Origin of the sequence: Myxococcus sp. AB036A (assembly GCF_006547355.1) — a bacterium.
GTDB lineage: Bacteria > Myxococcota > Myxococcia > Myxococcales > Myxococcaceae > Myxococcus > Myxococcus virescens.
In genome coordinates, this window is the sequence record NZ_VHLC01000038.1 from 1 (window position 1) to 22327 (window position 22327).

At 67.3% G+C, this 22327-nt stretch carries 15 protein-coding genes, 2 pseudogenes and 2 CRISPR repeat arrays; of the genes and pseudogenes, 4 read left to right on the plus strand and 13 right to left on the minus strand.

Going from position 1 to position 22327, the window contains the following annotated elements:
* From FL344_RS17235 to FL344_RS17250, 4 genes and pseudogenes are all read right to left on the minus strand, one after another.
* Window positions 1-389, minus strand: a pseudogene (locus FL344_RS17235) (SAM-dependent methyltransferase); the annotation flags it as partial.
* Window positions 386-4012, minus strand: a complete 3627-nt coding sequence (locus FL344_RS17240; protein ID WP_141619295.1) for a serine/threonine-protein kinase — start codon at window positions 4010-4012, stop codon at window positions 386-388. The gene FL344_RS17240 and the pseudogene FL344_RS17235, both read right to left, overlap by 4 nt.
* A gap of 53 nt (window positions 4013-4065) precedes the next feature.
* The gene (locus FL344_RS17245) at window positions 4066-4734 is read right to left on the minus strand and encodes an exopolysaccharide biosynthesis protein (RefSeq protein WP_011557171.1); all 669 of its coding nucleotides are present in this window, start codon (window positions 4732-4734) and stop codon (window positions 4066-4068) included.
* Window positions 4735-4770: 36 nt separating this feature from the next.
* Window positions 4771-5313 carry a DUF2378 family protein gene (locus tag FL344_RS17250; RefSeq protein WP_141592386.1) on the minus strand — a complete coding sequence of 181 codons (543 nt, stop codon included), beginning with the start codon at window positions 5311-5313 and terminating at the stop codon, window positions 4771-4773.
* A 222-nt stretch (window positions 5314-5535) separates the two neighbouring features.
* Between FL344_RS17250 and FL344_RS17255 the strand changes: the two genes are divergently transcribed.
* The 4 genes from FL344_RS17255 to FL344_RS17270 all read left to right on the plus strand — a co-directional run bounded on the left by FL344_RS17255 (window position 5536) and on the right by FL344_RS17270 (window position 10257).
* Entirely contained in the window at window positions 5536-6192 is a 657-nt protein-coding gene (locus FL344_RS17255) for an SDR family oxidoreductase (protein ID WP_141592385.1), read from the plus strand.
* Between the two features lie 350 nt (window positions 6193-6542).
* On the plus strand, window positions 6543-7508 hold the full coding sequence (locus FL344_RS17260) for an IS630 family transposase (protein ID WP_141619296.1): 966 nt from the start codon (window positions 6543-6545) through the stop codon (window positions 7506-7508).
* 909 nt (window positions 7509-8417) lie between these two features.
* Complete coding sequence (locus FL344_RS17265) at window positions 8418-9626, plus strand: hypothetical protein (protein WP_228565127.1); 1209 nt, start codon at window positions 8418-8420, stop codon at window positions 9624-9626.
* Window positions 9627-9645: 19 nt separating this feature from the next.
* A complete protein-coding gene (locus FL344_RS17270; RefSeq protein ID WP_141592383.1) occupies window positions 9646-10257 on the plus strand; it encodes a pentapeptide repeat-containing protein in 612 nt (203 codons plus the stop codon).
* A gap of 4 nt (window positions 10258-10261) precedes the next feature.
* Window positions 10262-10821: direct repeats of the CRISPR family, unit length 34 nt; unit sequence GTGCTCAACGCCTTTCGGCATCACGGCGAGCGGG.
* Between the two features lie 80 nt (window positions 10822-10901).
* Here the strand turns inward: FL344_RS17270 and FL344_RS17275 are convergent.
* From FL344_RS17275 to cas7i, 9 genes and pseudogenes are all read right to left on the minus strand, one after another.
* Window positions 10902-11642 carry an SMI1/KNR4 family protein gene (locus FL344_RS17275; RefSeq protein WP_228565128.1) on the minus strand — a complete coding sequence of 247 codons (741 nt, stop codon included), beginning with the start codon at window positions 11640-11642 and terminating at the stop codon, window positions 10902-10904.
* Window positions 11643-11673: 31 nt separating this feature from the next.
* Window positions 11674-12771, minus strand: a complete 1098-nt coding sequence (locus tag FL344_RS17280) for a DUF4150 domain-containing protein (protein ID WP_141619299.1) — start codon at window positions 12769-12771, stop codon at window positions 11674-11676.
* Window positions 12772-12780: 9 nt separating this feature from the next.
* On the minus strand, window positions 12781-13818 hold the full coding sequence (locus FL344_RS17285) for a 3-oxoacyl-ACP synthase (RefSeq protein ID WP_141619300.1): 1038 nt from the start codon (window positions 13816-13818) through the stop codon (window positions 12781-12783).
* Complete coding sequence (locus FL344_RS17290) at window positions 13815-14837, minus strand: DUF2169 domain-containing protein (protein ID WP_141619301.1); 1023 nt, start codon at window positions 14835-14837, stop codon at window positions 13815-13817. Before FL344_RS17290 ends, FL344_RS17285 begins: the two co-directional genes overlap by 4 nt.
* Window positions 14838-14855: 18 nt before the next feature.
* Window positions 14856-16205 carry a TIGR02270 family protein gene (locus FL344_RS17295; RefSeq protein ID WP_228565129.1) on the minus strand — a complete coding sequence of 450 codons (1350 nt, stop codon included), beginning with the start codon at window positions 16203-16205 and terminating at the stop codon, window positions 14856-14858.
* 316 nt (window positions 16206-16521) lie between these two features.
* Window positions 16522-18498: direct repeats of the CRISPR family, unit length 36 nt; unit sequence GTGCTCAACGCCTTTCGGCATCACGGCGAGCGGGAC.
* 250 nt (window positions 18499-18748) lie between these two features.
* Window positions 18749-19042, minus strand: coding sequence for a CRISPR-associated endonuclease Cas2 (cas2, locus tag FL344_RS17300; protein ID WP_011557178.1), 294 nt, complete (start codon window positions 19040-19042; stop codon window positions 18749-18751).
* Window positions 19043-19045: 3 nt separating this feature from the next.
* Window positions 19046-20706, minus strand: a pseudogene (cas1, locus tag FL344_RS40035) (type I-MYXAN CRISPR-associated endonuclease Cas1).
* A gap of 45 nt (window positions 20707-20751) precedes the next feature.
* On the minus strand, window positions 20752-21396 hold the full coding sequence (gene cas5 / locus FL344_RS17310; protein WP_090495964.1) for a type I-MYXAN CRISPR-associated protein Cas5/Cmx5/DevS: 645 nt from the start codon (window positions 21394-21396) through the stop codon (window positions 20752-20754).
* Complete coding sequence (gene cas7i, locus FL344_RS17315; RefSeq protein ID WP_141593727.1) at window positions 21393-22301, minus strand: type I-B CRISPR-associated protein Cas7/Cst2/DevR; 909 nt, start codon at window positions 22299-22301, stop codon at window positions 21393-21395. Before cas7i ends, cas5 begins: the two co-directional genes overlap by 4 nt.
* Window positions 22302-22327 lie beyond the last annotated feature (26 nt).

Genomic DNA, 22327 nt, shown 5'->3' on the forward strand with positions numbered 1-22327 from the left:
CCCGAGCCCACCCCCACCTCCAGCACCCGCACCGGGCGCCCGTCCTCGTGCGGCGTCAGCGAGCCGAGCTCCACGCGGCGCATGTACCCCGCGCGCATCCGCGCTTCCGAGACAGATTGAAACAGCGGTGTCAGCAGCGTCGTCAGCGGGTCATGCAACACCGGCAGCCCGTCGTAGATGACGCGCATCAGCCGGTCCGTGCCGCGCACCGCGTCCTCGCGATACAGCCGCGCCATGCCGCGCGCCACGCTCCACGCCTCGCCACAGCCACCGCAGCGCAGCCACCCGTCACGGATGCATCCATCCGCCTCGAGCCCGTGGAACACCAGCACCCCACCACATGCGGGACACGCCAGCAACGCCACGTCCCGGACGCGCACACCGTTCATGAACGCGCGAGCGCCTCCGCGCGGGCCTGCTCATCCCGCATGCCCAGCCGGGTGAACAACTCCACCGCGCGCTGCTGATGGACCCACCGTGCCGGGTCCTCCAATGGCAGGTGCCTGGCCAGCGCCACCCGCGCGTGGGCCTCCTCGAAGGACTGCCCCTTCCTCGATGCGACAGCCACACACCGGCGCCACGCCTCGAAGGCCCGCGTGGCGTCGTTGTCCAGCCAGGCCTCCCGCCCACGCCACAAGCGCGCCGCGGCCTCACCGAAGGGGAACACCTTGGCGAAGACCTCCGCCTCCCGGCGCGCGGCCTTGGCGCTCGCCACCAGCGAGGCATCCGTGCCCTGCTCCCACAGCGTCAGGAGCACCTCCGCCACCGACATCACGCCGAAGTAGACGAAGTGCGCCACGGGCTTGCCAGACGACATTCTCGCCAGCGCCTGGTCCGCCGCGGCCCGGGCCCCTTCCACGTCCCCTTCACGCAGCCGCAACAGCGCCAGCGTCCCCTCCACGATGATGCGGTCCGTCTGCCCACCCTGGGCTTCCGTCCACGCCAGCGTCTGGGCCAGCGCGGCGCGAGCCTTCGCGTAGTCGCCCAACCGCAAATGGATGTGCGCCTGGTAGTGCAGCGCCCAGTGCTCCGTCTGGAGCGCCCCGCGCCGCCGCGCCGAGTGCTCCAGCCACTCCATCAGCGGCAGCCCCCGCGCGAACTTCCCCTGGTAGCACGACACCACCGTCAGCAGCGCGCGGCACTCCTCCGCCAACCGCACGTCGCCCACCGAGTCGACGATGCCCATGGCCCGCTCCAGCCACGCCTCGGCCTCCGCCCACCGCGCCACATACGCGCCATACACGGCGTTGCGGCACAGCACGAAGGCCAGGTCCGCGGGGTTGCCCACGCGCTCGGCCACCTCCAACGCGCGGCGGGACCACGTCTCCGCCACCGACCGGATGGGCAGCGTGCCCGCCACCACCGCCATGCTCGTGTAGCCCCGCGCCAGCTCCGGCGACGCGCCCGCCGGCTCGCACAGGTTCAACGCGCGCAGACCGGACCAGAGAACGGGCAGCGCCTGGTGCGCATAGATGAACGCATCGAGCAGCCGCATCAACAGCCGACCCGCTACGCGCCGCACCCGCCGCTGCTCCTCCGTCTCCTCGTCGTAGTCCTCCGGCCGGGAGCTCTGCGCCAGCCGCAGCAGGCCCTGCCCCAGCGTCCCCAGCGCCCAGCCCATGCGGCTGGACGGCACGGGCCAGCCGAAGTGCCGCAGCGCACGCTCCGCATGCTCACGGAAGGACTGGAGCTCCCCCAACTGGAAGCGCGTCTCCGCCAGGAGTGCCTCCAGGTGCCCCAACGTCATGGCGTCGCCACCCACTTCAGTCACCCGTGTCAGCGCCCGGGTGAGGAAAGGCAGTGCTTCGCGGCAGGCGCCCACGCGAAGGGCATCCTCGCCCGCGCGCAGCGCATAGCGAGCCTCACGCAGCGCGTCCCCGGCCATGCCCCAGTGGTAGGTGAGCGCCGCCGTCCACTCCGCCCGCTGCCCATGCGCCGCCTCCATCGCCAGCGCGGCGCGCCGGTGCAACGCGGGCCGCGCGTCCGCGGGCAAATCATCCAGCACCCCTTCGCGCAGCTTGTCGTGCGCGAAGCGCCAGCGCCCATCCGCCACGTCCAGCACCGCCGCCGCCGCGCAGTCCGTCAGCCAGTGCTCCACGTCCACATCCGGCGCGGCCTGCTGGAGCAGCGGCACGTCCACCTGCCGCCCGACGATGGCGGCAACTTGCAGCAACTCCCGCGATGGAACCGGCACCTTCTCCAGCCGCCGCTGCACCAGCCTGCGCACGCCGCCTGCGAAGACGCGCTCCGGCAGGGCCATGTCGCCAAGCCGGTCCAGCCCTCCCGCCTCCTCCGCCAGCGCCCGCACCACCTCCACGAGGAAGAAGGGATTGCCCTCCGTCTCGCGCAGCAACAGGTCCACCAGGTGGGGCCGGGCTCCGGGTGCCCCCACCATGGACTCACTGAGGATGGAGACCTCCCGAGCGTCCAGCCGAGGCAGCCGCAGCAGTGACAGGCCCGGCAGCGCCGAGGGAAGCGAAGGCGCCTCATCGTCCCGGAAGCTGCCGATGAGCAACAGGCGCAGCGTCAACGCCCGCGTGGCGAGCCGTGAGAGCAGCAGCAGCGACTCATCACCCGCCCAGTGCAGGTCCTCCAGCACCACCACCACGGGCTGGGTCAGCCGCGCGAACACGTCCTCCACCACCTGGAGCAGCCGCGCCTGCACCATGTCCGCGCCCACTTCGGCGGGGTCCGCGACGGGGTGCCCCAACAGCGCCTCGATGTCCGGCACCAGCGGCTTGAGGATGCTGGCCTCGCGCTCACTTAGGGTGGTGAGGATGGCCAGCCAGCGCAGCACCGGGCGCCATTCCTGGTACGGGCTGCCACCCGCCGCCACGCCCTGGCCTCGCAGCACCACCGCGCCCTTCACCAGCGCCAGCGCGCGCAGCTCCTCCAGGAGCCGCGACTTGCCCACGCCGCTCTCCCCACCCACCAGCCACGCGCCGCCGCGGCCCACCATCGCGGACTCGAGCACCGTGGACAGCCGCGCCTGCTCCTCCACCCGGCCCACGTAGCGCGCGGCCTGGAGGAAGCTCTCGCGCGTGGCGGCGGACTCGGGCGGTACCGGCTCACCGGTGGCGGCGCAGAGCTCGGCAATCACCGCGTCCGCGCTGCGGGGCCGCAGCTTCGGGTCCGGCGACACCAGCCGCTCCAGCACGGCCTTCAGCGCGGATGGGAAGTCCGGCGGCGAGGGCACCTGTCCGGCATGCGGCAGCCGGCCGAACATCATCTGGCTGGCCATGGCGCCCACACTGAAGAGGTCCGTCACCTCCGAGGGCGGCTGGTCCTCGAACAGCTCCGGCGCGAGGTAGCCCGGCGTGCCGCCCGGCTGCGCGTGGTGGACGTGCTCGCGCCCCACCGCCAGTCCGAAGTCCAGCACCTTCACCTGCCCGTGGGCCACCAGCACGTTGGCGGGCTTGAGGTCGCGGTGGATGATGCCGCGCCGGTGCAGGTACGCCAGCGCCATCAGCGTCTGCACCAGCAGCCCCACCTGCACACGCAGTGGCTGCCCCGTGCCCGCCTGCACCAGGTGCCGAGCGTCCTCCAGCAGGTCCATGGCCAGATAGGGCCGGTGCTCGGCGTCGAAGCCGTAGTCCAGCACGCTGATGACATTCGGATGGCGCAGCGAGGCGAGCGTCTGGAACTCGTGCGCCAGCGACAGCGCCAGCTCGTGCCGGGCGATGGAAGACGGCGTGTACTCGCCTTCGGGCAGCCGAGGCAGCCGCGCCAGGTCCTCCAGCGTCTGGTGCAGCCGCTTCACCGCGACGGGGCCCGCCAGCAGGTCCTGCGCGCGCCACACCGTGCCCGCACCGCCCCGGCCCAGGAAGCCGAGGATGCGGTAGCGCCCGCCCACGACCTCGCCTTCCGCGTGGCGACGCGTCGCATCCTCCGGCCGGTGCCGGGTTTCATGAGGAAATTGCCGCATCAGAGGGGGGCCGCCCGCCCCCGATGATAACGGGAACCCCTGGCGGCGGTAGGACTGATTCCAGACGCACCGTAATCCCCGGCTCACCGGGCAAATAAGGCGAGCCTGGGCGGCAGGTCAGCCACTACCCAGGCACGGGCTCAGCCCCCGCCAAAGACACTGGCCAGGCTGCGGCCCCCCTGCACGGCACCGTAGATGATGACGGTGAAGTAGGTGAGCGACCCCACCGTCATCCCGTGCCCCATGAGGATGAAGTAGCCGTCGCGCTGCAGGATGCCGATGGCGAAGAAGAGCGCGGCCAGCGCGGGCAGCGTGTTGCTGAAGGGAATCAGGCCGAACGGCATCATCAGCAGCACGCCCGCGAAGAAGAGCATGAAGCCGTTGAAGCGGTTGGTGCTGGAGCCGTGCGTGAGCGCCAGCAGCCGCGGCTTGCTCATCTTGTCCACGTACTTGGTGAAGACGTCCGCGCCCTTGTCCAACGCCGGGGCCAGGTTGGTGCGCAGCAGCGGCTTGTCCAGCAGCTTCCGGGGCAGCCAGGGCGTCCGGTTGAACGTCACGCCCACGCCGATGAGGACGATGAGCAGGCCGAACACCGTGGACACGCCCGGAATCGACACGGGCAGGAGGAAGGGGAAGGTCAGGATGCAGCAGAAGAGCAGCAGGCCCTGCTCACCACACGCCTGCATCAGCTCCCGCACCGTCAGGGATTCGGGCAGCCGCGCGGACAGCGCGCGGAGGGTGGCGGAGAGCTGGGCTTGGGTATCCGAGAAACCCGTGGACGAAGAGGGGGTGGGTGAAGGCGTCGACATTTCAGGCCGTCACTAGCACGCCCTCCTCGTCAATGCTCAGCTCCAAGCGATGTCGTACACCGCCTCCTCGCCCTCCCTCCGGACAATCTGGACCGAGGGGTGTTTCGCCCCGCTGGCCTCCAACCCCGCCAGGAAGAGCCCCACATAGAAGCCCGCCACCACCACGGGCCGGCAGGTCAGCTCATACCGGGTGGGGCCCAGCTGCTCCATGTGCGTCTCCAGATAGTTGGTGCCCGTGCGCAGGTTGCGCGTCATCCGCGACAGCATGCGCTGCGGCCCCAGGAGCCGCACGGTGCCGAGCAGCGCGCTGCCGATGAGCGTGGAGCTGAAGCCCTCCACGAAGCGCCGCCCCACCACCGCGGCGGCCTCGTCCAGCGGCGCCTCCGGTGCCAGCGTGGCCGCCGCGACCTTCAGCGCGGCCACCCAGACCTTCAAGGGATAGGCCAGGGCCAGCGAGCCTCGCGCATCGAGGCCCGCCTCGCGCAGCCGGCCCACGCACGCGTCATCCAGGTCATCTCCCAGGGCGCGAAGCAGTCCCTGGAAGCTCTGCTGGAATACAAGGGGTTCGGGATTTTCCAAGGCGCGGCAATGTATCGCCTGGAGGACAGGGCCTCAACCCATCGGGTGACTGTCTATCGATGGTTATTCAACATCCTGCTTGGGGCGCGGCGTGTGCCTCTTTCGACACGGAGCGCCACGCCGCGCTGGGCTCGCGCGACGCAGTGTGATGAAGAGCCGACAGCCCGCGTCATCGCTCGGGCCCGCACGACGCGCTGCCCATCTCCACCGGAGTCCGCCCTCATGAACACGCCCTCTCGTCATCTCTTCGTCGCTGGTGCCACGGGTGCCACGGGCCGCACGCTGATGCGACAGGCGCTGTCTCGCGGTGCGCCGCCTGTCCTCGCGCACGTGCGACCCAAGAGCGCGGACAGTGACATGGTCCGCCCCTGGCCCCACAAGGCCGTGGTGGAGCTGTCTGACGGTGAGGCGCTGGTGGAGAGGATGCGCGGCTGCACCACGGTGCTCCAGTTGATTGGCACCATGCGCAAGCGCTTCGGGTCGGGCGACACGTATGAGACGAGCGACATCGGCACCACGCGGCAGTTGGTGGAGGCCGCCAGGCGCGCGGGGGTGGACCACCTGGTGCTGCTCAGCTCCGTGGGCGCGGGCCGACCGGTGGGCGCGTACCTCAAGGCCAAGGCGGAGGCGGAACGGTTGGTGCGAGAGAGCGGCATCCCCTGGACGGTGGTGCGCCCGCCCGCCTTCGAGGGCGAGTACCACCACATCAACCCCGTGCTGCGCGCCCTCACCCGCCTGCCTCCACTGCGGAACATGCGGCCCATCCACCTGGACCAGCTCGCCGCCGTGCTGCTGCGTGTCTCCGAACAACGCGCGCCGCTGAACCAGGTGCTGGAAGGCGACACGCTCTGGGCCGAGGTCGCCGCCGCGGGTGCCTGAGCCGTCCTCCGGCGCAGGGCCTGTAGAGTACGTGTTTCAGCGCAGCGAGCCCCAGTTGTACATGGGGTTGGAGCCACTGGTGAGCACGCGCCAGCCAAGCATGATGACCCACTGTTGCCGGTACTAAACCACCGCTCGTGATTCTCGATCGCGGTTGGTGAGCGGGCTGGCGCGCGGGGCGCGAGGAAGAGGCAGGGGCACATCCCGTTCGGCTCTGTGTGCGCAGAAGACCAGGAAGCGGAAAGGCCCCGCCCAGGGACAAAGGTACGCCCCGTCTGTCGCGGCTGCAGCGCCGCTCTCTCATCCTCTGGGGTGAAAGGAGCGGCTGCCCGCTCACCCTGCGGCGGTGCATGGCAGTGGTGGGAGTGTCGCGCGGCCACTCGTGCGGCGAGGTCGCACGTGCGCTGGCGTGCGCCACCTCCACAGTCGTCTCCGCGGTCAATCGCTACCGGACGGGACGACGTAAAGCCCTGTTGGACCGCAGGGCAGCCAATGGCGAGGCGAAGGTGGATGAGCGCTTCCTCGCCATTCTCTCGCGTGTGCTGGCGGGTACTCCCGAAGAGGTGGGCTGGTGCCGCCCGACGTGGACGCGGGAGTTGCTCGCGCTGGAGATGGAGCGCCGGGGCCTGGCGCGGGTGTCGGTTGCCACCATGGGCCGTGCGCTTGCCACCCTCGGTGCGAGCCTGAAGGCGGCCAAACCCGTCGTGGGCTGCCCTTGGCCGGGCTGGAAGCGGCGCCGGCGTCTATTCGAGCTGCGGTGCCTGGAAGCATATGCCCGGTCCGAGGAGCCGGTCCTCTACGTGGACGAGGTGGACATCCATCTCAACCCGAAGGTGGGGCGCGACTGGTGCCTGCCCGGCCAGCGCCGAGTGGTACTCACGCCAGGCAACAACAAGAAGCGATACCTGGCTGGCGCCCTGGACTCGAAGACGGGCCGCCTCACCTGGGTGGAAGGCAAGTCGAAGGCCAGCTCACTCTTCATCCAACTCCTTTGGCGCATCTGCGGTGAGTACCGTGGCGCCCCACGAATCCACCTCATCTTGGACAACGCCTCCATCCACAGCAGCAAGAAGACGAAGAAGGCGCTCGAGCAACTCGACGGCAGGATTGTCCTCCACTTCCTGCCGCCTTACTGCCCGGACGCCAATCGCATTGAGCGCGTCTGGCTGGACCTCCACTCCAACGTCACCCGCAACCATCGCTGCCGCACCCTCCAGAAGCTGATGCGGCGCGTCCATGCCTACCTGCACGCTCGCAACGCCCAGCGTCGTGCCAGTCCTATCCTCCGCAAGGTCCATCTGCGGCGCGCCGCCTGAGTGCGTGCGAGATTCGTGATCGGGCGTTTAGGAGGGGTCCTGGCTGGACCACCAGAACGGTGGCGCGTTGGGGCGCTTGTTCATCTCGTGCCCGCGTGCCCATGGACCGCCAGGTGGTTCCGCTTGCGTCAACGACCGACTCAGGCCAAGCAGGAACAGCCAAACACTCGCATCCTGCGTCATTTTCGATGCAACCGCTGGTTGCGGAGGGCAACGCGGCGAAAGGAGTGCCGCCAGGACTCACTGCGGACGAATGCCCCGCGACGACTTGCCCTCGCGGTGGGGGCGATTGCAGTGGTCGTAGAGCGTGAATGGGAGGGGATTCAGTCTCGTTCGCGCAGTGCTTCTGGATAGCCTCCTTGAGCGAGGAGGAGACACTCAACATGCTCCGCTCATTGCCAATCAGGGCCGACAGCTTGATGCCCGGGTGCTTCGGGCCCATCGGAATGCGAGCATCCTTCGGATAGAAGGGGCTCAACCGCTCGCCGAGGTTGGTAGAATAGGACTTCCTCTCGCCCCCCTCGCGGAATCGCATCATTCAGTCGGCCCCTTGGAAGGGGAGGTGCCATGGCTCAGGAAGGTGGGACATCCAGCATGCGAGCGCCGTCCCGCCTACGGTCCACCCTCCAGCAGCCCCTTCGAGCAGCCACCCACTGCTGAACGGCTAATTCCTTGCGAACTGAAGCGCTGTCCTCGTGCGTGGGGTCCGGCATGAGGGATGTCGGGCTCAAATGCTAATGCCACTCCTCAGATCCCTTTTCGCGGGCGGACGACTCGGAGGACACTATGAATCTACATTGGGGGAGCATCTTGCTGGTCGGATGGCTCATGATGGGCTGCGCGACGCCCCGGATCGTGCGCCTGGACACGGGAGCAGGCGCACCCATTGTCTACACTCCGCCGAAGCGCGTGGAGCCCATCGTCGTGGACTCGGGGGCATTCCAGAAGGCGATGACCCGACTCGTGCTGGAGATGCGCTTCTCTCTACGATCCGAGGAGGAGGTCCGCCCACGTGTACATCTCGCTTCGTGGGGTTCGGAGTCGCGTCCCCAAGGGAGAGATTATGGAGCGTGGTGCTCCCAACAAGACAATCCGGGCGAGTGCCTCTCCTTGCTGGAGGATGGCTTCACCTTCCTGGACGCCAAGATGCGGCGGAAGATGGCCCTGTCCTTTGCTTGGGACGGCGTGTGGGAAGGAGTGGAGGAGGCGGTGAAGAAAGTCGTCAACCCACTGGTCCTCAAGGCGATGATTACCTCGGCAATGGCCGCCTACATGGTCCTCGTCGTGGCCCCCGAGCCTGTCACCAAGCTCGTGGCCATTGCCCTGACAACATACGTCATCGCGTACATCGGCCTGGACGCATTCTCAAACCTCGTGAAGGGCTGGCAACGACTGTCATCAGACACGGAGCACGCCGTATCCTTTGAGCAACTCGAGGACGCCGGACACCACTTCGGAAGAGTCATGGGCGCCAATGGTGCGCGAGTCCTCATCCTGGCGCTGACGGCTGCGTTGGGCGGAGGGGCCGCGAACATGGCCTCGAAGGGTCCGATGCTTCCGGGCTTCGCGCGTGCCGCCCTGGCAACGGAGACGAACGCGGGCATCCAACTGTCAGCAGCGATGTCGGGCGGCGTTCGCTCGGTTTCCCTGGCAGAAGGCATTCTCACTGTGGGAGTCGTCCCCAATGCCGTGGCCGCCACAGCGCTGAATCCGACGGGAGGCCTTCCGAGAGAAGCTCGTATTGAAGAACTGGCCAGCGACCCGGCGCAGGGAGGGAAGGCCACCCCCAAGACACGTCGTGAGGCGGAAGTGGGCCTTGAACTTGAGGAGCGGAGACGACTCCCAGCACCCATCAAACGGGACCCAACGGGGCAGTCAGAGTTCGTTGACTCCCAAGGTATCAAATGGGATATCAAGACTTTTGACTCTCGATTCCCGCCCAGGAAGGGTGGCTTCTCACTTGAACGAGACCTTGACAAGATCAAAGCCGAACTGGCTCGTGGTGAGAACGTCATTCTCAACACCGAGAACATGAGTGCGCAGCACGTTCAAGCGCTGCGAAACGCGATAGACGCCTTGGGTCCTTCAGTTTCGTCCAGGATCTTGTGGTTTCCCTAGAACGAATACGGACGAGCGCATGAACACCATGAAGGCGGAGTTCATCAAGGCATTGGATTGGCATACCGAATGGCTGCGTTCCGGGGGACAGAACGGCAAGCGCCTCCACCTGGAGGACGCTGACTTGTCCTTACTCGACCTGTCGTCGAGAGATCTATCGGAGGCAGCGCTTCCTGGGGCGCGCTTGGATGGATGCATCCTGGACAGGACGAAGCTCGCCCACGCCAACCTTGCGTCCGCATCTTTCATCGGCGCCAGCCTCTCCAGAGCGCAGCTTTCAAAGGCCAACCTGGACTATGCGCTCCTTCGAGGGGCCATTCTGACGCAGGTGAACGCGCTCCGAGCCAGCTTCGGCGAAGCAGACCTTCAAGGCGCGGACCTTCAAGGCGCGGACCTTCAAGGCGCCTACTTGGTCAGTGCCAACCTCGCGTCCGCGAATCTCCGAGATGCGCATCTGGAAGGCGCGGTCCTTCATGGAGCGAGGCTTTCTGGGGCAGATCTCCGCGGCGCCTCCGGATTACAGGCGACCCAGGCCTCCTGGATTGATCTGGGTCACGAGAACGCTCCCGTCCGGGTTGAAGGCGAGGCGCTGCGTTCATGGCTGGCCCAGGCTACAATGAAGATCTTCTGATAGGACAGCCAACGCCTTTCGGCATCACGGCGAGCGGGACGCGGTGTCACGTCCTCCGAAATCCGGCGCAGGTTGGCGAGTGCTCAACGCCTTTCGGCATCACGGCGAGCGGGACCGGGCGCCGAGCGCCGAGCGCCGAGCGCGCGGAGGCCTTTACCGCGGAGATGTGCTCAACGCCTTTCGGCATCACGGCGAGCGGGACCTCGAAGAAGAAGACCGTCCTGATCTCCAACATGGAGTGCTCAACGCCTTTCGGCATCACGGCGAGCGGGACGCGATGGCAAGCCGGGTGACGTCGCCTCCGAGAAGTGCTCAACGCCTTTCGGCATCACGGCGAGCGGGCCCCCCAGCCCTGCTGGAGACGGCCACCGGAGAGACGCCGGTGCTCAACGCCTTTCGGCATCACGGCGAGCGGGCCCCCCAGCCCTGCTGGAGACGGCCACCGGAGAGACGCCGGTGCTCAACGCCTTTCGGCATCACGGCGAGCGGGACGGTGCACGGATACAAAGAGACGCCGCAGGTCGCGTTGTGCTCAACGCCTTTCGGCATCACGGCGAGCGGGACTTGCCGTCCTCTGGGATGGCAATGGCGCCCGTATCCGTCAACACGGGGCGACCGCGCTTGGTGCACCTGACCGGGTAATACTATACAAGAGTCGTAGAATCCTGGATGACTTCGACCAGCCTCCCGAATTCACGCTCATCTCGTGCCGCCAACTCGGCGGACAGTCCCCCTCCCTGTGAAGAACGGTCGACGTAGAAGGCTGCGTCACCGCGCTCGTAGAGCGGAGTCAGTGGGCTGGTATAGGGCAGCTTCTGGAAGCCGAGCTGGAGAAGCGTCTCGTCGATGGCTCCCACCAAGGAGGGAGCCACGATTCGGACATTCCCCGTTCCGCTGCTCACGAGTGAAGGGAGGAACCGTCGCCGATGCTCCAGAAGGGCCATCCGCTTCCTGCTGAAGGCCATCAGGAAGAGCATGTCCTTCAAGGAACCATACAGGGGAACGATATGGTCCTCGTTCTTGAACGGCTCTTCTGGGTCCGCCTGGACAACAGGACAGTCAGCCTGCTCCGTGGCCTCCCCGCAGTCGAGCAAGAACCTTCCGTAGGTGTCCACGAGCTGGGCGCCAATGAAGATGTACCTCCGAGGGGGACGCCGCTTGCTCGTTTCGTAGAACTTCAGGATCCGGCCGATGGCGAAGTCGGCATCTTCCTCGCGGAGGCTTCCCATGCTTCGTCCCATGCTGAGGAGGAAGTCCTTGTAGTGGGAGGGAAGAGGCCGCTTGAGCAGGCTCTCGAGCCGGGAGACCTCCACTGCCGACGCTCCCTGGGCCTGATCGGAAAATGCGGGTTTGAATCCATTGATGTACTTGAGCAGTTCTTTCATGGCGTAGGGCATCAAACGGGAGCGAGAGAGTTCAGCATGACTTCTTGTTGATGTCGCAGAGCATCTCCGTCAACACCACCTTGCAGGTGTCGCACGAGGGAACGCTCTCGCGGTGTCGGAAGTCCCTCTTGACGTACTCTCCGTTCCGGAGATGTTCGACTGTGACCGTCACGCCAGGCTGCTTGAAGCGCTTCAGGATTCGTGGACGGAACCAGAGCTCGGACATGGAAGAGGGGATATGTCCCTCCCGCAGCGCCTTCTGGACGAGCTGTGGTCCCGCGCAGACACCGGGCAGGTTCTTGCCAATCTTCTTTTGGCGGAACGAACTCAGGGGGATTTCGTCGCCTCTGGGATTGGTTATCAGCGCACCCTTGGCGAGTGGTTGGCAGAGGCTCCATCTCCCATCTTGGGTTTGCAGCCGGTTGACGGCCTCACCAAATCCATCGAGATAGTAAGAGCCGGACATTGCGGCATAGATCTTATGATTGAGCCTGCAAATGAGTACGCCAATCATGTACCCCCTGAAGACTTCCGAACCATCCTCGTCGATGTCTGCCTTGAGGGTCGAAAGCTTCTTCTCTCGGGTCACTTTCAGCAGCTCCCGGAGAAGCTTCCTGGCTTGTGTCAGCGAAAGGTGGGTTTCTGGCAGGCGATGCTCGGCCTTGTCTTCATTGCAGTTGGGGCACCGGATGTTCCCGTCGACGGGGTCGTCACCATAGACCAGGCCGGTGCCCCCTGCGGAAATGAAGCTCGTGTTGAAGGTGTTCCCATTGTGCAGCGTCGGGTCGAGGAATCGCACCACGCCCTTGCCCTCCACCTTCACATCCATGCTGCCGCTGCCCCAGGTCATCTTTCCTTTGAACTTGGAAGAGATGAGTCCACCGGCCGTGCCCGGTTCGTCGCCGGAGCTGGTGCTCAGCTCGGAACTCGTCAAGGCGACGGGGTTGCCCTCAATCGTCGTCTTCTTGCTCCCCTTCGCGAGCATTGAGTCCTGGGCAGAGTTGACGAATGGCGTAGGCACCGGCCCTGCCGGTGTCGGGACCGTGCAGACATCCGGCGCCGCCGAAACATGCGTGTTGCCTGCCCCCTTATGCAGAATCGAGCGCCCATTGGCGAAGACCTTGGTCATGGCTCCTCCTCAGTTCCTCGGAATCAGCTCCACGATGCACGCTCCGATGCGACCTCCATCGGAACTTCCGTAGATGAGCGTCCTGCGGTCACCGCGCTGCTTCCACCGCGCCCGGTGCAGCGCCACCCCCAGCATGACGGGGCCCGTGCCCGCTCCTGCGTCCCCGAGTCCCTCTCCCGCCACTTCCACGCACAGGGGCTCGGGCATCAGGGCTGTGTTGCATAGGTACGCTCGGGAAAATTCGGTACCCCAGAAGGATTCTCCCGGCTGACAAGCCAGGACCCCATCCACCCGCCGTGCCCCAGCCTCCCTGTTCTGCCGCAACTGCCGCAGCACATTGGTCAGGCCCTCCGCCATGCTGGGAGCCTGTTGGGTGAACGGGGTTGGCTCCACGGCCAGCGCCGTGCCGAGCAGCACGCCCAGGGGCTCCAGTCCCAGTGACGTCGTCGCGCCCGGGCGTGCCAGGGCGACGAATCCTGCGGCCTCGCCCGGGATCCTCCCGTCCCGGTTGACTGGGCCCAGCGTCAGCCGCGCCGAGACCAGGTCCTCCAGCGATGTGGGGTCGCCCAGCGAGTCCACTGCCCCCACCAATGCAAGCGCCCCTGCCTTCCCGGAGCGCAGGTCCGCCTGAGCCGCGGTGAGGGCCTCGAAGAATGCAGCCCGCCCCGCCACGTACGTCTTCACCACCCGTAGGCGTCCTCCCGTGTCCGCCAGCAAATCCGCCAGCATCGACTCCTGCTGTACCTCCGCTCCCATGCCGACTTCGGGCAATCCGAGATACAGCGGCAGGGGCCCACCGGGCAGGCCCGTCAACAATGGGAGGAGCTCCGAGAGCGCCTGCCGTCCCAGGGCTGCCATGCGCCGTGTCCTCGAAAGTGACGGTGTGAGCAGGCTCAGTCGCGAAGCGCGTACGGGCTCGCCCAGGGCGTCCTTGACCGATGTCTCGGCGAAGCGCACGAGTCCCGCGCGCAGGGATGCGAGCGTCATTCGCGTCGAAGTACCCACGGGCGTACACATGCCGAGGCCCACCACCAGCTCGCCGCTCACGAGACGTCCTCCCAGGGCTCCAGCAACCGCACGGAGCTGACCTCGTGCGTGGCCAGCTCTCGGTGAGCAGGGAAGGTCGCGCGCCAGGTGAGCACGACCCGGCGCTCCTCCGGCTCCAGCAACACCGTGTCTAGCATCATGCGCCGACGCTCACGGCGCCGGACAAAGGTGCAGCGCGCCAGCAGACGGAACGAGGGAAGCGTGAATGCGATGGGGCCGTCCGGTGAGACGCCATCCAGCGCCACGAGTTCCCCGCCGCGGAGGTGAGGCGAGGCCTGCAACGCCTGGGGTGCCGTCTGGAGGAAGCGCTCGTCGAAGTCCTCGGGCCAGAGCGGCGCCCGCTGCTCCACCCACGCCCCGTTGTACGTCCCCGCCCACCCGAGGCGAGGCTGCCAGTGTCGCGCCACCGGGCCAAAGCCACACGGCGGCGGCCGGTCCGTCCATTTGTGGATGGGATGCAGGGGCTCCTCGATGGCGGGGAGAGGCTTGTCGATGGCGTCCTTCGCGCTCTCGTAGCAGCCCCGGCCCACGGGGTTTCGCGCCTCGCGCCAGGCCGCGGAGGTACCGCCGAAGCTGTACTCGTACTGAAGCGGCACGGACTCGAAGGGCAGCGGGTCCGACGCGCTCAGACCCACGAGGCTCCGGTACCAGACGCGTGCGCCCGAAACGAGGGCCTGCTTCTCCAGTGCGCCCACCCGCACCGTCACCAGCGTTCGTGTCACCTTGCGGCCTCGGGGTGCCCACGCACGGCCGTGTAGCAGCACATCGGTCGCCATCCGGGTGTATGCGGCTTGGGACTCGTAGCGGAGGCTCGAATTTTCTGGCTCGCCCCAATACGCGTCGGCCTGCGGTGGAGGAACCTGCTCGTCGCACGGGGACAACGGCGTGGTGGCAAGCCGCCCGGGCGGGGGGAGGGTGAAGCTGCCCGCGACGACGAGGACGAGGCACTCCTCGCCCTGCTTCGTCAGGGAAAGGAAGTCCGTGGCCGCGAACGGGGTGAAGTTCTTGAGGGCGGGCATTGCGTATCGCTCCTGGCCTCAACGCAGGGTATGGATGAGTGGTACGTCCCGCATGTGCGCGCAGTCCGTTCGGGCATTCACAAGGGCCACGCGCTGGCGGCGGGAGAAGGCGCGCGTCGGGATGACGTGCTTGCCGCGAGTGCGAATGGCCAGCTCGCGCGCTAGAACGTGCCGGCGCCGCATGGGGCTGGATTCCAGCGCGTCCACCAGGACGGCGCCGCTGAAGGGTTGTCCCAGCAAATAACGCGCGCCCTTGTCGAAGCGCTTGCGTGCCTCACTCCACCACGCGGTGATGGCGGCCACGTGAGGCCAGGGCAAGTCATCCTCAGGTTTGGGCTCAAGGCTTGCGTCCGGGTCATCCGATGGCTCGGGATGCGACCTTGGCGGCAGTGCATATGTGCCCTCCAGCCGCAAGCCCGTCATGGAGGAGAAGGCCTCGCCGGCCAGGCGCGCCACCGAGGGCTCCGCAAGGTATTCCAGGCAGCCTTCCACGGCCCGCACGCGTCCACTGAATCCCAGTGCCCATAGGACATCTGGACGCAGATCTGGTGACTGCAGCAGTTCCACCAACAGGGCAGTGTCCGCATCTGCGCCGCCAATCGCGAGGAGCGTGAGAGCCTCGGGCATGCCCGGCTCGCGGCGCTGCACCGCCTTGCGACACGCGTCCCAGGCCAGCCGCACGCCAGATGCCAAGCCCGCTTCCATCGCGGCCGCACGGATGCCAGGGTGGGCGGAGTCCAGCAGCGCCGGCAACAACCTGCTCACGGCATCCCCGGGAAGGGGCATTGCCGCACGTAGGGCCGTCATTCGCGCTCGGGGCTCATCGTGCGTGAAGAAGCGTGCCAGTATTTCCCGTGGCACCTCCTGGCGGAAGACCAACGCTTCCAGGACGTGGGCCTGCGCGTCCAAGTCGTTTTTCTTCAGCACCTCCCTCAGCTGTGCGCCGAGGCCGGGAGCCTCGCTCAATTCCAAGGCGCGGCGGATTCCGGCGCGAGCCTCCGTCGACGCCCCCAGGAATCGTGCAAGCGATTCATCCAGCCCGCCCAGGGACAACAATGCGTACGTCGCCGCGCTCTGGCGTGAAAGTTCCTCGGAGTCGAAGGCTGGGCGCAACACCAGGGAGAGTGCGGCGGCATCCCCCAGTCCTTCGAGGTGGGCCAGCAGGCGCTCCTCACGCTCCGCAGTCTCCGTCAGCGTGAAGTCAGGAGCCACCAGGGCTCGCTCCCACTGCTCCCAGTGAAAGGAGGCTTCGTCAAGATGCTCTTCCCATACGTCCACCAGCACCATATTCCCCCCTTGGACTGCTGCCGTGATTCTAGTTCCAATAGCTGACTCGTAGGAAGGTAGGGAGCCGCCATACCCAGACATAAGGGCTGAAGGACGACACCTGGCTTCCGCTGAAGACTCTGCGGGCGAGCAAGGGGCGTTCATGACGCCCCTGTTGTCTGACTACGGCCGCCTCCCGATGCTCCATGAGAGTGATAGGGGCCCCGTGGCGGGGAGGAAGCAGAGGGTCCGAGGAGAGGCGCTGACAAAGCCGCCCGAGGGATGCTTCAGGCCGGTGGACAGGCCGCGCAGCCCGCGCTGGCCCCCTCCACACCTGCTTGGGGTACCAGAAATGGCCGCAGTTCATCGCCTGGAGCGAAGAGGCCATGGAACCTCGTGAGGTTTGCCCGAGGAGGAGGCACCAGGCGCCTCTCGGCATCACGGCGAGCGGGACCGACCTGGCCGTCGTCCGCCACCAGCTCGTCAGGGCGTGCTCAACGCCTCTCGGCATCACGGCGAGCGGGACATCCTGCGGCCCCGACGGATGCGGCGGGAGCTGCGGGTGCTCAACGCCTCTCGGCATCACGGCGAGCGGGACACCGGCTGACTCACGGCAGCCAAGACGCCCACCTCAGAGTGCTCAACGCCTCTCGGCATCACGGCGAGCAGGACTGTTGCCGCCATCTTCGTCAAACCGCGCGACCGCCAGTGCTCAACACCTCTCGGCATCACGGCGAGCGGGCCCCGAATGGTCTTCGCAGGTGCACCCCCGTGGCACGGGTGCTCAACGCCTCTCGGCATCACGGCGAGCGGGCCCCCCAGGGCCGGAGACGGCGCCGCCGCATCTACGTAGTGCTCAACGCCTCTCGGCATCACGGCGAGCGGGACGACTACAAGGCCAAGGTGGATCAGTACGGTATGTAGTGCTCAACGCCTCTCGGCATCACGGCGAGCGGGACAGGGCCGCCCGAGTCGAAGCAAGGAAAGACCCATGCGGTGCTCAACGCCTCTCGGCATCACGGCGAGCGGGACCTCTCCGATGCCTACGCAATGAATATTGGAGACCGGTGCTCAACGCCTTTCGGCATCACCGCGAGCGGGACCGACGCCATCCCGGAGGGCGCGACGAGCTGAACAAGTGCTCAACGCCTTTCGGCATCACGGCGAGCGGGACTTTCGTTGGACGGCCTCCTCTCTGGTGAGGAGGAGTGCTCAACGCCTTTCGGCATCACAGCGAGCGGGACGTTCATGGGACGGAAGCCGAACGGCAACTGGTATGTGCGGTGCTCAACGCCTTTCGGCATCACGGCGAGCAGGACTGCAAACCGACGCGCCAGCGCTTCTTGGCCAGCATCGGTGCTCAACGCCTTTCGGCATCACGGCGAGCGGGACCGGCCCACACACTCGCCCGCCACGCGCGGGCACGGAGAGTGCTCAACGCCTTTCGGCATCACGGCGAGCGGGACGGTTGTCCAAGGCCATGGCGATTAGAGCGGCCCCGAGTGCTCAACACCTTTCGGCATCACGGCGAGCGGGACTCACCCGCAGCGCCGAAGTCCACCCTGAGTTGCAGGTGCTCAACGCCTTTCGGCATCACGGCGAGCGGGACTGGATCCCCCCAAGGTGCAATCAAGCACCCGAGTTGGTGCTCAACGCCTTTCGGCATCACGGCGAGCGGGACGCGGCAGAGGTGCGGATAGCGGAGACAGGGGAGTATGTGCTCAACGCCTTTCGGCATCACGGCGAGCGGGACTGGCTGTGTTGGCGAAAGAACTGCTCGGAGAAGGTGCGTGCTCAACGCCTTTCGGCATCACGGCGAGCGTGACTACCGCGAGTTGCAGGCGGACGAGCTCGCCAAGTCGTGCTCAACGCCTTTCGGCATCACGGCGAGCGGGACGACCTACGGGAAGCTATGGCCGGTGGAACGGGTCATGTGCTCAACGCCTTTCGGCATCACGGCGAGCGGGACTCCCCCCGGGACCGCTGGAGTCGTGCTCAAGCGGGTGCTCAACGCCTTTCGGCATCACGGCGAGCGGGACGACTCCAAGCCCGGTGTCCTTGGCCACTGGGAAGAACCTGTGCTCAACGCCTTTCGGCATCACGGCGAGCGGGACAGAACGTGCTCTCGCTCCAGCCGCCGGTCTCCTAGTGCTCAACGCCTTTCGGCATCACGGCGAGCGGGACAAGTTATTTCCCGAGGGCCAAGTCGGGGAGAAGTGCTCAACGCCTTTCGGCATCACGGCGAGCGGGACCATGCAGGTGGCAGAGGCGTCCACCAGCAACATCAAGTGCTCAACGCCTTTCGGCATCACGGCGAGCGGGACCAGACGCTGCGCGACAGGGGGCGCCTGCTGTCCTCGTGCTCAACGCCTTTCGGCATCACGGCGAGCGGGACAGCCCGCCTGAATCCCCCAGTAATTCCGGCACCTTACAAACCCCTTTTCAAGCACCTCCCCCTCCTTCCCCCAGGTTGGCCATCTCAGGCCCTACCAAGAATTCCTAACCCAATGAAATCACTCGGCTTTTCATCGATCATGCACCTATTCACCTGTCAAAGAGCCTCAACCCCATGAAACGACATGGGAATCCGCCACTTTCGCCGTCGCGGGCCTCCGCCACGGCGAGGTGCTTGATTGTCGTCCGCCTCACAGCACCTTGAACGGTGCGGGCTCCTCCGGCCAGTCCTCCTTCGCGTTGATGGCGCGCACGCGCTCCACGCACCCGCCACACAGCCCAATCACCAGCAACGTATCCACGGCGTCCATCCGCCGCGACAGCTCCCAGCGCAGCTTCTCCCGGTCCCGGTCCGTCAGCGAGCAGCGGAACACGGAGAGCTGCAGCCACTCCCCGTATCCCTTCAGCAGGGCATGCACCTTCCGCCACCGCTTGGGGTCGCGGATGTCATAGGTAATCAAATACCAACGCCTCGGCTCGGCCATGGATCACCTCAAGCGGAACGTCGCGAACAGCCCCGGCTTGCCGGTCCACTCCTTCTCCAGCAGCCGCACCTCCAGTTCCACCAGCCGCGCGTAGCTGAGCGAGTACCCCAGCACGTTGTGCTTCCACGTCTCCCGCTTGCGCCGCTCGTACAGCTCGATGGCCTTCGCCCGCCCCGCCTTGCTGAGCCAGACGTGCTCGGACGTCACCTCGAAGTCCGCGTCCGCGTCCCACGCCCGCCGGTTCACCGAGCCCACCAGCGGCATGTCCGCCAGCGGCACCCTGAACAGCTCCATCACATCCAGCCCCAACGGCCCCGCCGTGCCCCGGGGCTGATGGTAGAAGCCAAACGCCACATCCAGCCCCACCGCCCGGATGGCCGCCTCCACCTCCCGGTGAACCAGTCCATACAAGAAGCCGAGCACCGCGTTGAACCGGTCCCTCGGAGGCCGCCGGTTGCGCCCCTCGAAGCGCAGCCGCGTGTCCACGTCGTCGCCTTGAAGGTACGGCAGCGCGCCGAAGTACCGCGCCGCGCCCGCGCCCTCCAACCCCAGGAGCACCTCCAGCGACGGAGCCTCCTCGCACTTCGGCAGCAACGCCCGGAGGTCCCGCACCGCCGAGGCCAGCACCTGACGCGACTCCGAGTCACCGCGCGAGGAGCGCAGCAAAAAGCGGAGCCGCCCATCCAGCTTCGCCGCCACCAGGCGGCGGGCCAGCCCCAGGCACACGTCCTGCTGCCGGAGCGCCTCGAACTGCCGCAGCCGACGGTGGACGTTGCCTCCCCCTCCGCCCAATCCCCCCAGATAGCGCCCCCGGACGTGAACCAGTGCACGCCGATGTCGTTCTCCACGCAGTACGCCAGCGCCTGCGCACTCACCTGCACCGCTCCATGCGCGATGAGCGCCGACACCATGCGCCCGGGCTGCCTCGACGGCGCGCCCTCCCCTTCGGGTGGCGTCACCACCAGCTCCTCCGCCGCGCGCCCCACCCGCGTCCCAGGCGTCGCGACGTGCAGCACCTGCCGCACATCATCCTCCGGGAAGAGCCGGGGCCGCTCCTCCCCCGCCACCTGCCGCTCCTCCTCCGGCAGGCACACGGGCGCCAGCGAGCACTTCGCACACTTGCGCTCCTCCTGTGTCACGGGTGGCCGCTCCCGCGACGCGCGCAGCAGCCGGGCCCGCGCCACGGCCGCCGCCACATCGCCCCGCAACGCATCATCCAGCGGGAAGCGCACCGTCGTGTCCGTCTGGTGGTAGCGGACCCGGCACTCCACGGGCGCCCCCGGGAAGCGCGCCTCCACCAGGAGCGCGTAGGCCCCCGCCTGGAGCCGGTCGCTCGGCCACGCCTCCGGCGCATCCTGTCCAGGCGCGTGGCGTCCGCGCTTGTGCTCGTAGACGACCAGCGTCCCCTCCCGCGTCCTCACCGCGTCCACCCTTCCGTGCAGGCCCAATGCCTCACTCGCCAGTTCCAGCTCGACGCGCTCGCCTTCCTCCTGGAGTTGGACGTGTAGCCGCCGTCCCGCGAACACGGCGGCGTCCGCCACGCGCAACTCCTCCACTTCCTCCAGGTAGAAGAGCCGCTCGCAGTACACCAGCGCATGCAGCGCGTGCGTGCGGATGGACGGCTCGCCGACGACAGGCTTCGGACTCGTGGATGATGCGTTCATGTATTGGGGCCCCCCGCCCCGGTACCGCGTGACAACGACAGACACCTATCCAGCGCCCTCCGCGAGCGGGATGCGCGGAAGCCGTTGGACCTCGGGAGCAGCCAAGACCTCTTCGAGCCGCCCCACCTCGTAACGAGTGCCACGAGTGCCCACGTGGTCCACCCAGACCGGCAGGGTGAGGGCACCGGTGGACGCGGTCAGGAAGGCCCGACAGCCCGCTGGCGGCCGCCCCTCCGGGAGCAGACGCGCGTCATTGATGAGGTGCGTGGACTCCCCGAGCGACCACGCCCCGGCCCGCGTCACGGAGCCGGGCTCACGCATCGCCCGGATGACGCGGTCCTCCAGCGATTCACCCGAGTCCGGCTCCTCCCGGCTGTCGCACCAGACCACCAGGCGCGCGTCGATGACGAGCTGTTGCTGGTCCGGCGCGGCGTTCTCCTCATTCCCCTTCGCGACCTTCAGGTTCTTCGACCGCCAGAAGGTGCGAAGCACCGTGCTGATGACAGGCGCGTTCAACAACCCCGCCGTCACGCGGCAGCCCCGGTGCCGCTCCCGGTCCTGCTCACCGACGAGCGAGAGCAACGCGCCGTAGCACGTCGCGGGCGGCGGCAGGACCTCGGTCTCCACCAGCTCGCGCGCCCGGCCCTTGCGCCAGCACGCCACGGGCACGGACAGTTCGAGCGCGATCACTTCTTCCTCGCCTCCAGCCGCTTGCACGCCGCGCGGCAGGCGGCGACCACGCCCGCGTGGAGCTCCGCGCCCGAAAGCACCTCGCGCTCCTCCGCGCCCAGCCCCTCCACCACCTGCCCGCCCAACACCAACTCCTTCGCGGGGACGTCGCCGCTCTTCACCTTGCGCAGCAGCGCGGCGAGCTCCACGCCCCCCGCGCGGGAGGACGGCTCGAAGGCATACAGGATGCGCGGCGCGGCCTCCTGAGTGAGCCGGAAGACGACCGACTCCGGGCTGAAGTCGAAGAGGAAGCGGCCGTGGTTGCCCGCGACGGGCCCCAGCGCGCAGAGCTGGTTCAGCGCCGTCACGGCACGGGCCGGCACTCGCAGCGCCGCTGGCGTCAGCGCCACGCCGTACTGGTAGCGTGTCGCGTGCATCTCCGTCCCGTAGGGCACGGGGTTGCTGCCCTTCTTCTGCGCGGAGGGCGTGGCCCCGGGGCTCGCGGCGTTGAAGGTGACGTCCCCGGACCACGGCGTGAGGCTCACTGCCCGGGACACCTCCAGCACCGCGCGGCGGACCTTCGCCGTGCCCTTCTCCTTCTCCTGCTTCGCCCCCTCCGCGGACATGAAGCCCAGCAGGTCATCATCGATATAGGTCTTCTCCTTCGACTTCCCCGACCAGGCGCTGAAGGCGGCGTCCTTCCACGCGTTGGCGCGTGACGCATCGTCATAGGTGCGGTTGCACGGCTCCTGCTCATTCAAGCGCCGCCGCAAGGCGAAGCGGATGGACTCGGCGGAGACGGTGGTGTGGACCTGTCCGTTCCACACCAGCTTCTGGAGGCTGGTGATATTTCCCTCGGTGAGGCCCCGGTTGTTGGCGGCGGTTCCCAGCGGCGTGACGAAGGCGGCGAAGACGTGAAGGCTCATGAATGGACTCCGGGAAAGTGTGTGGA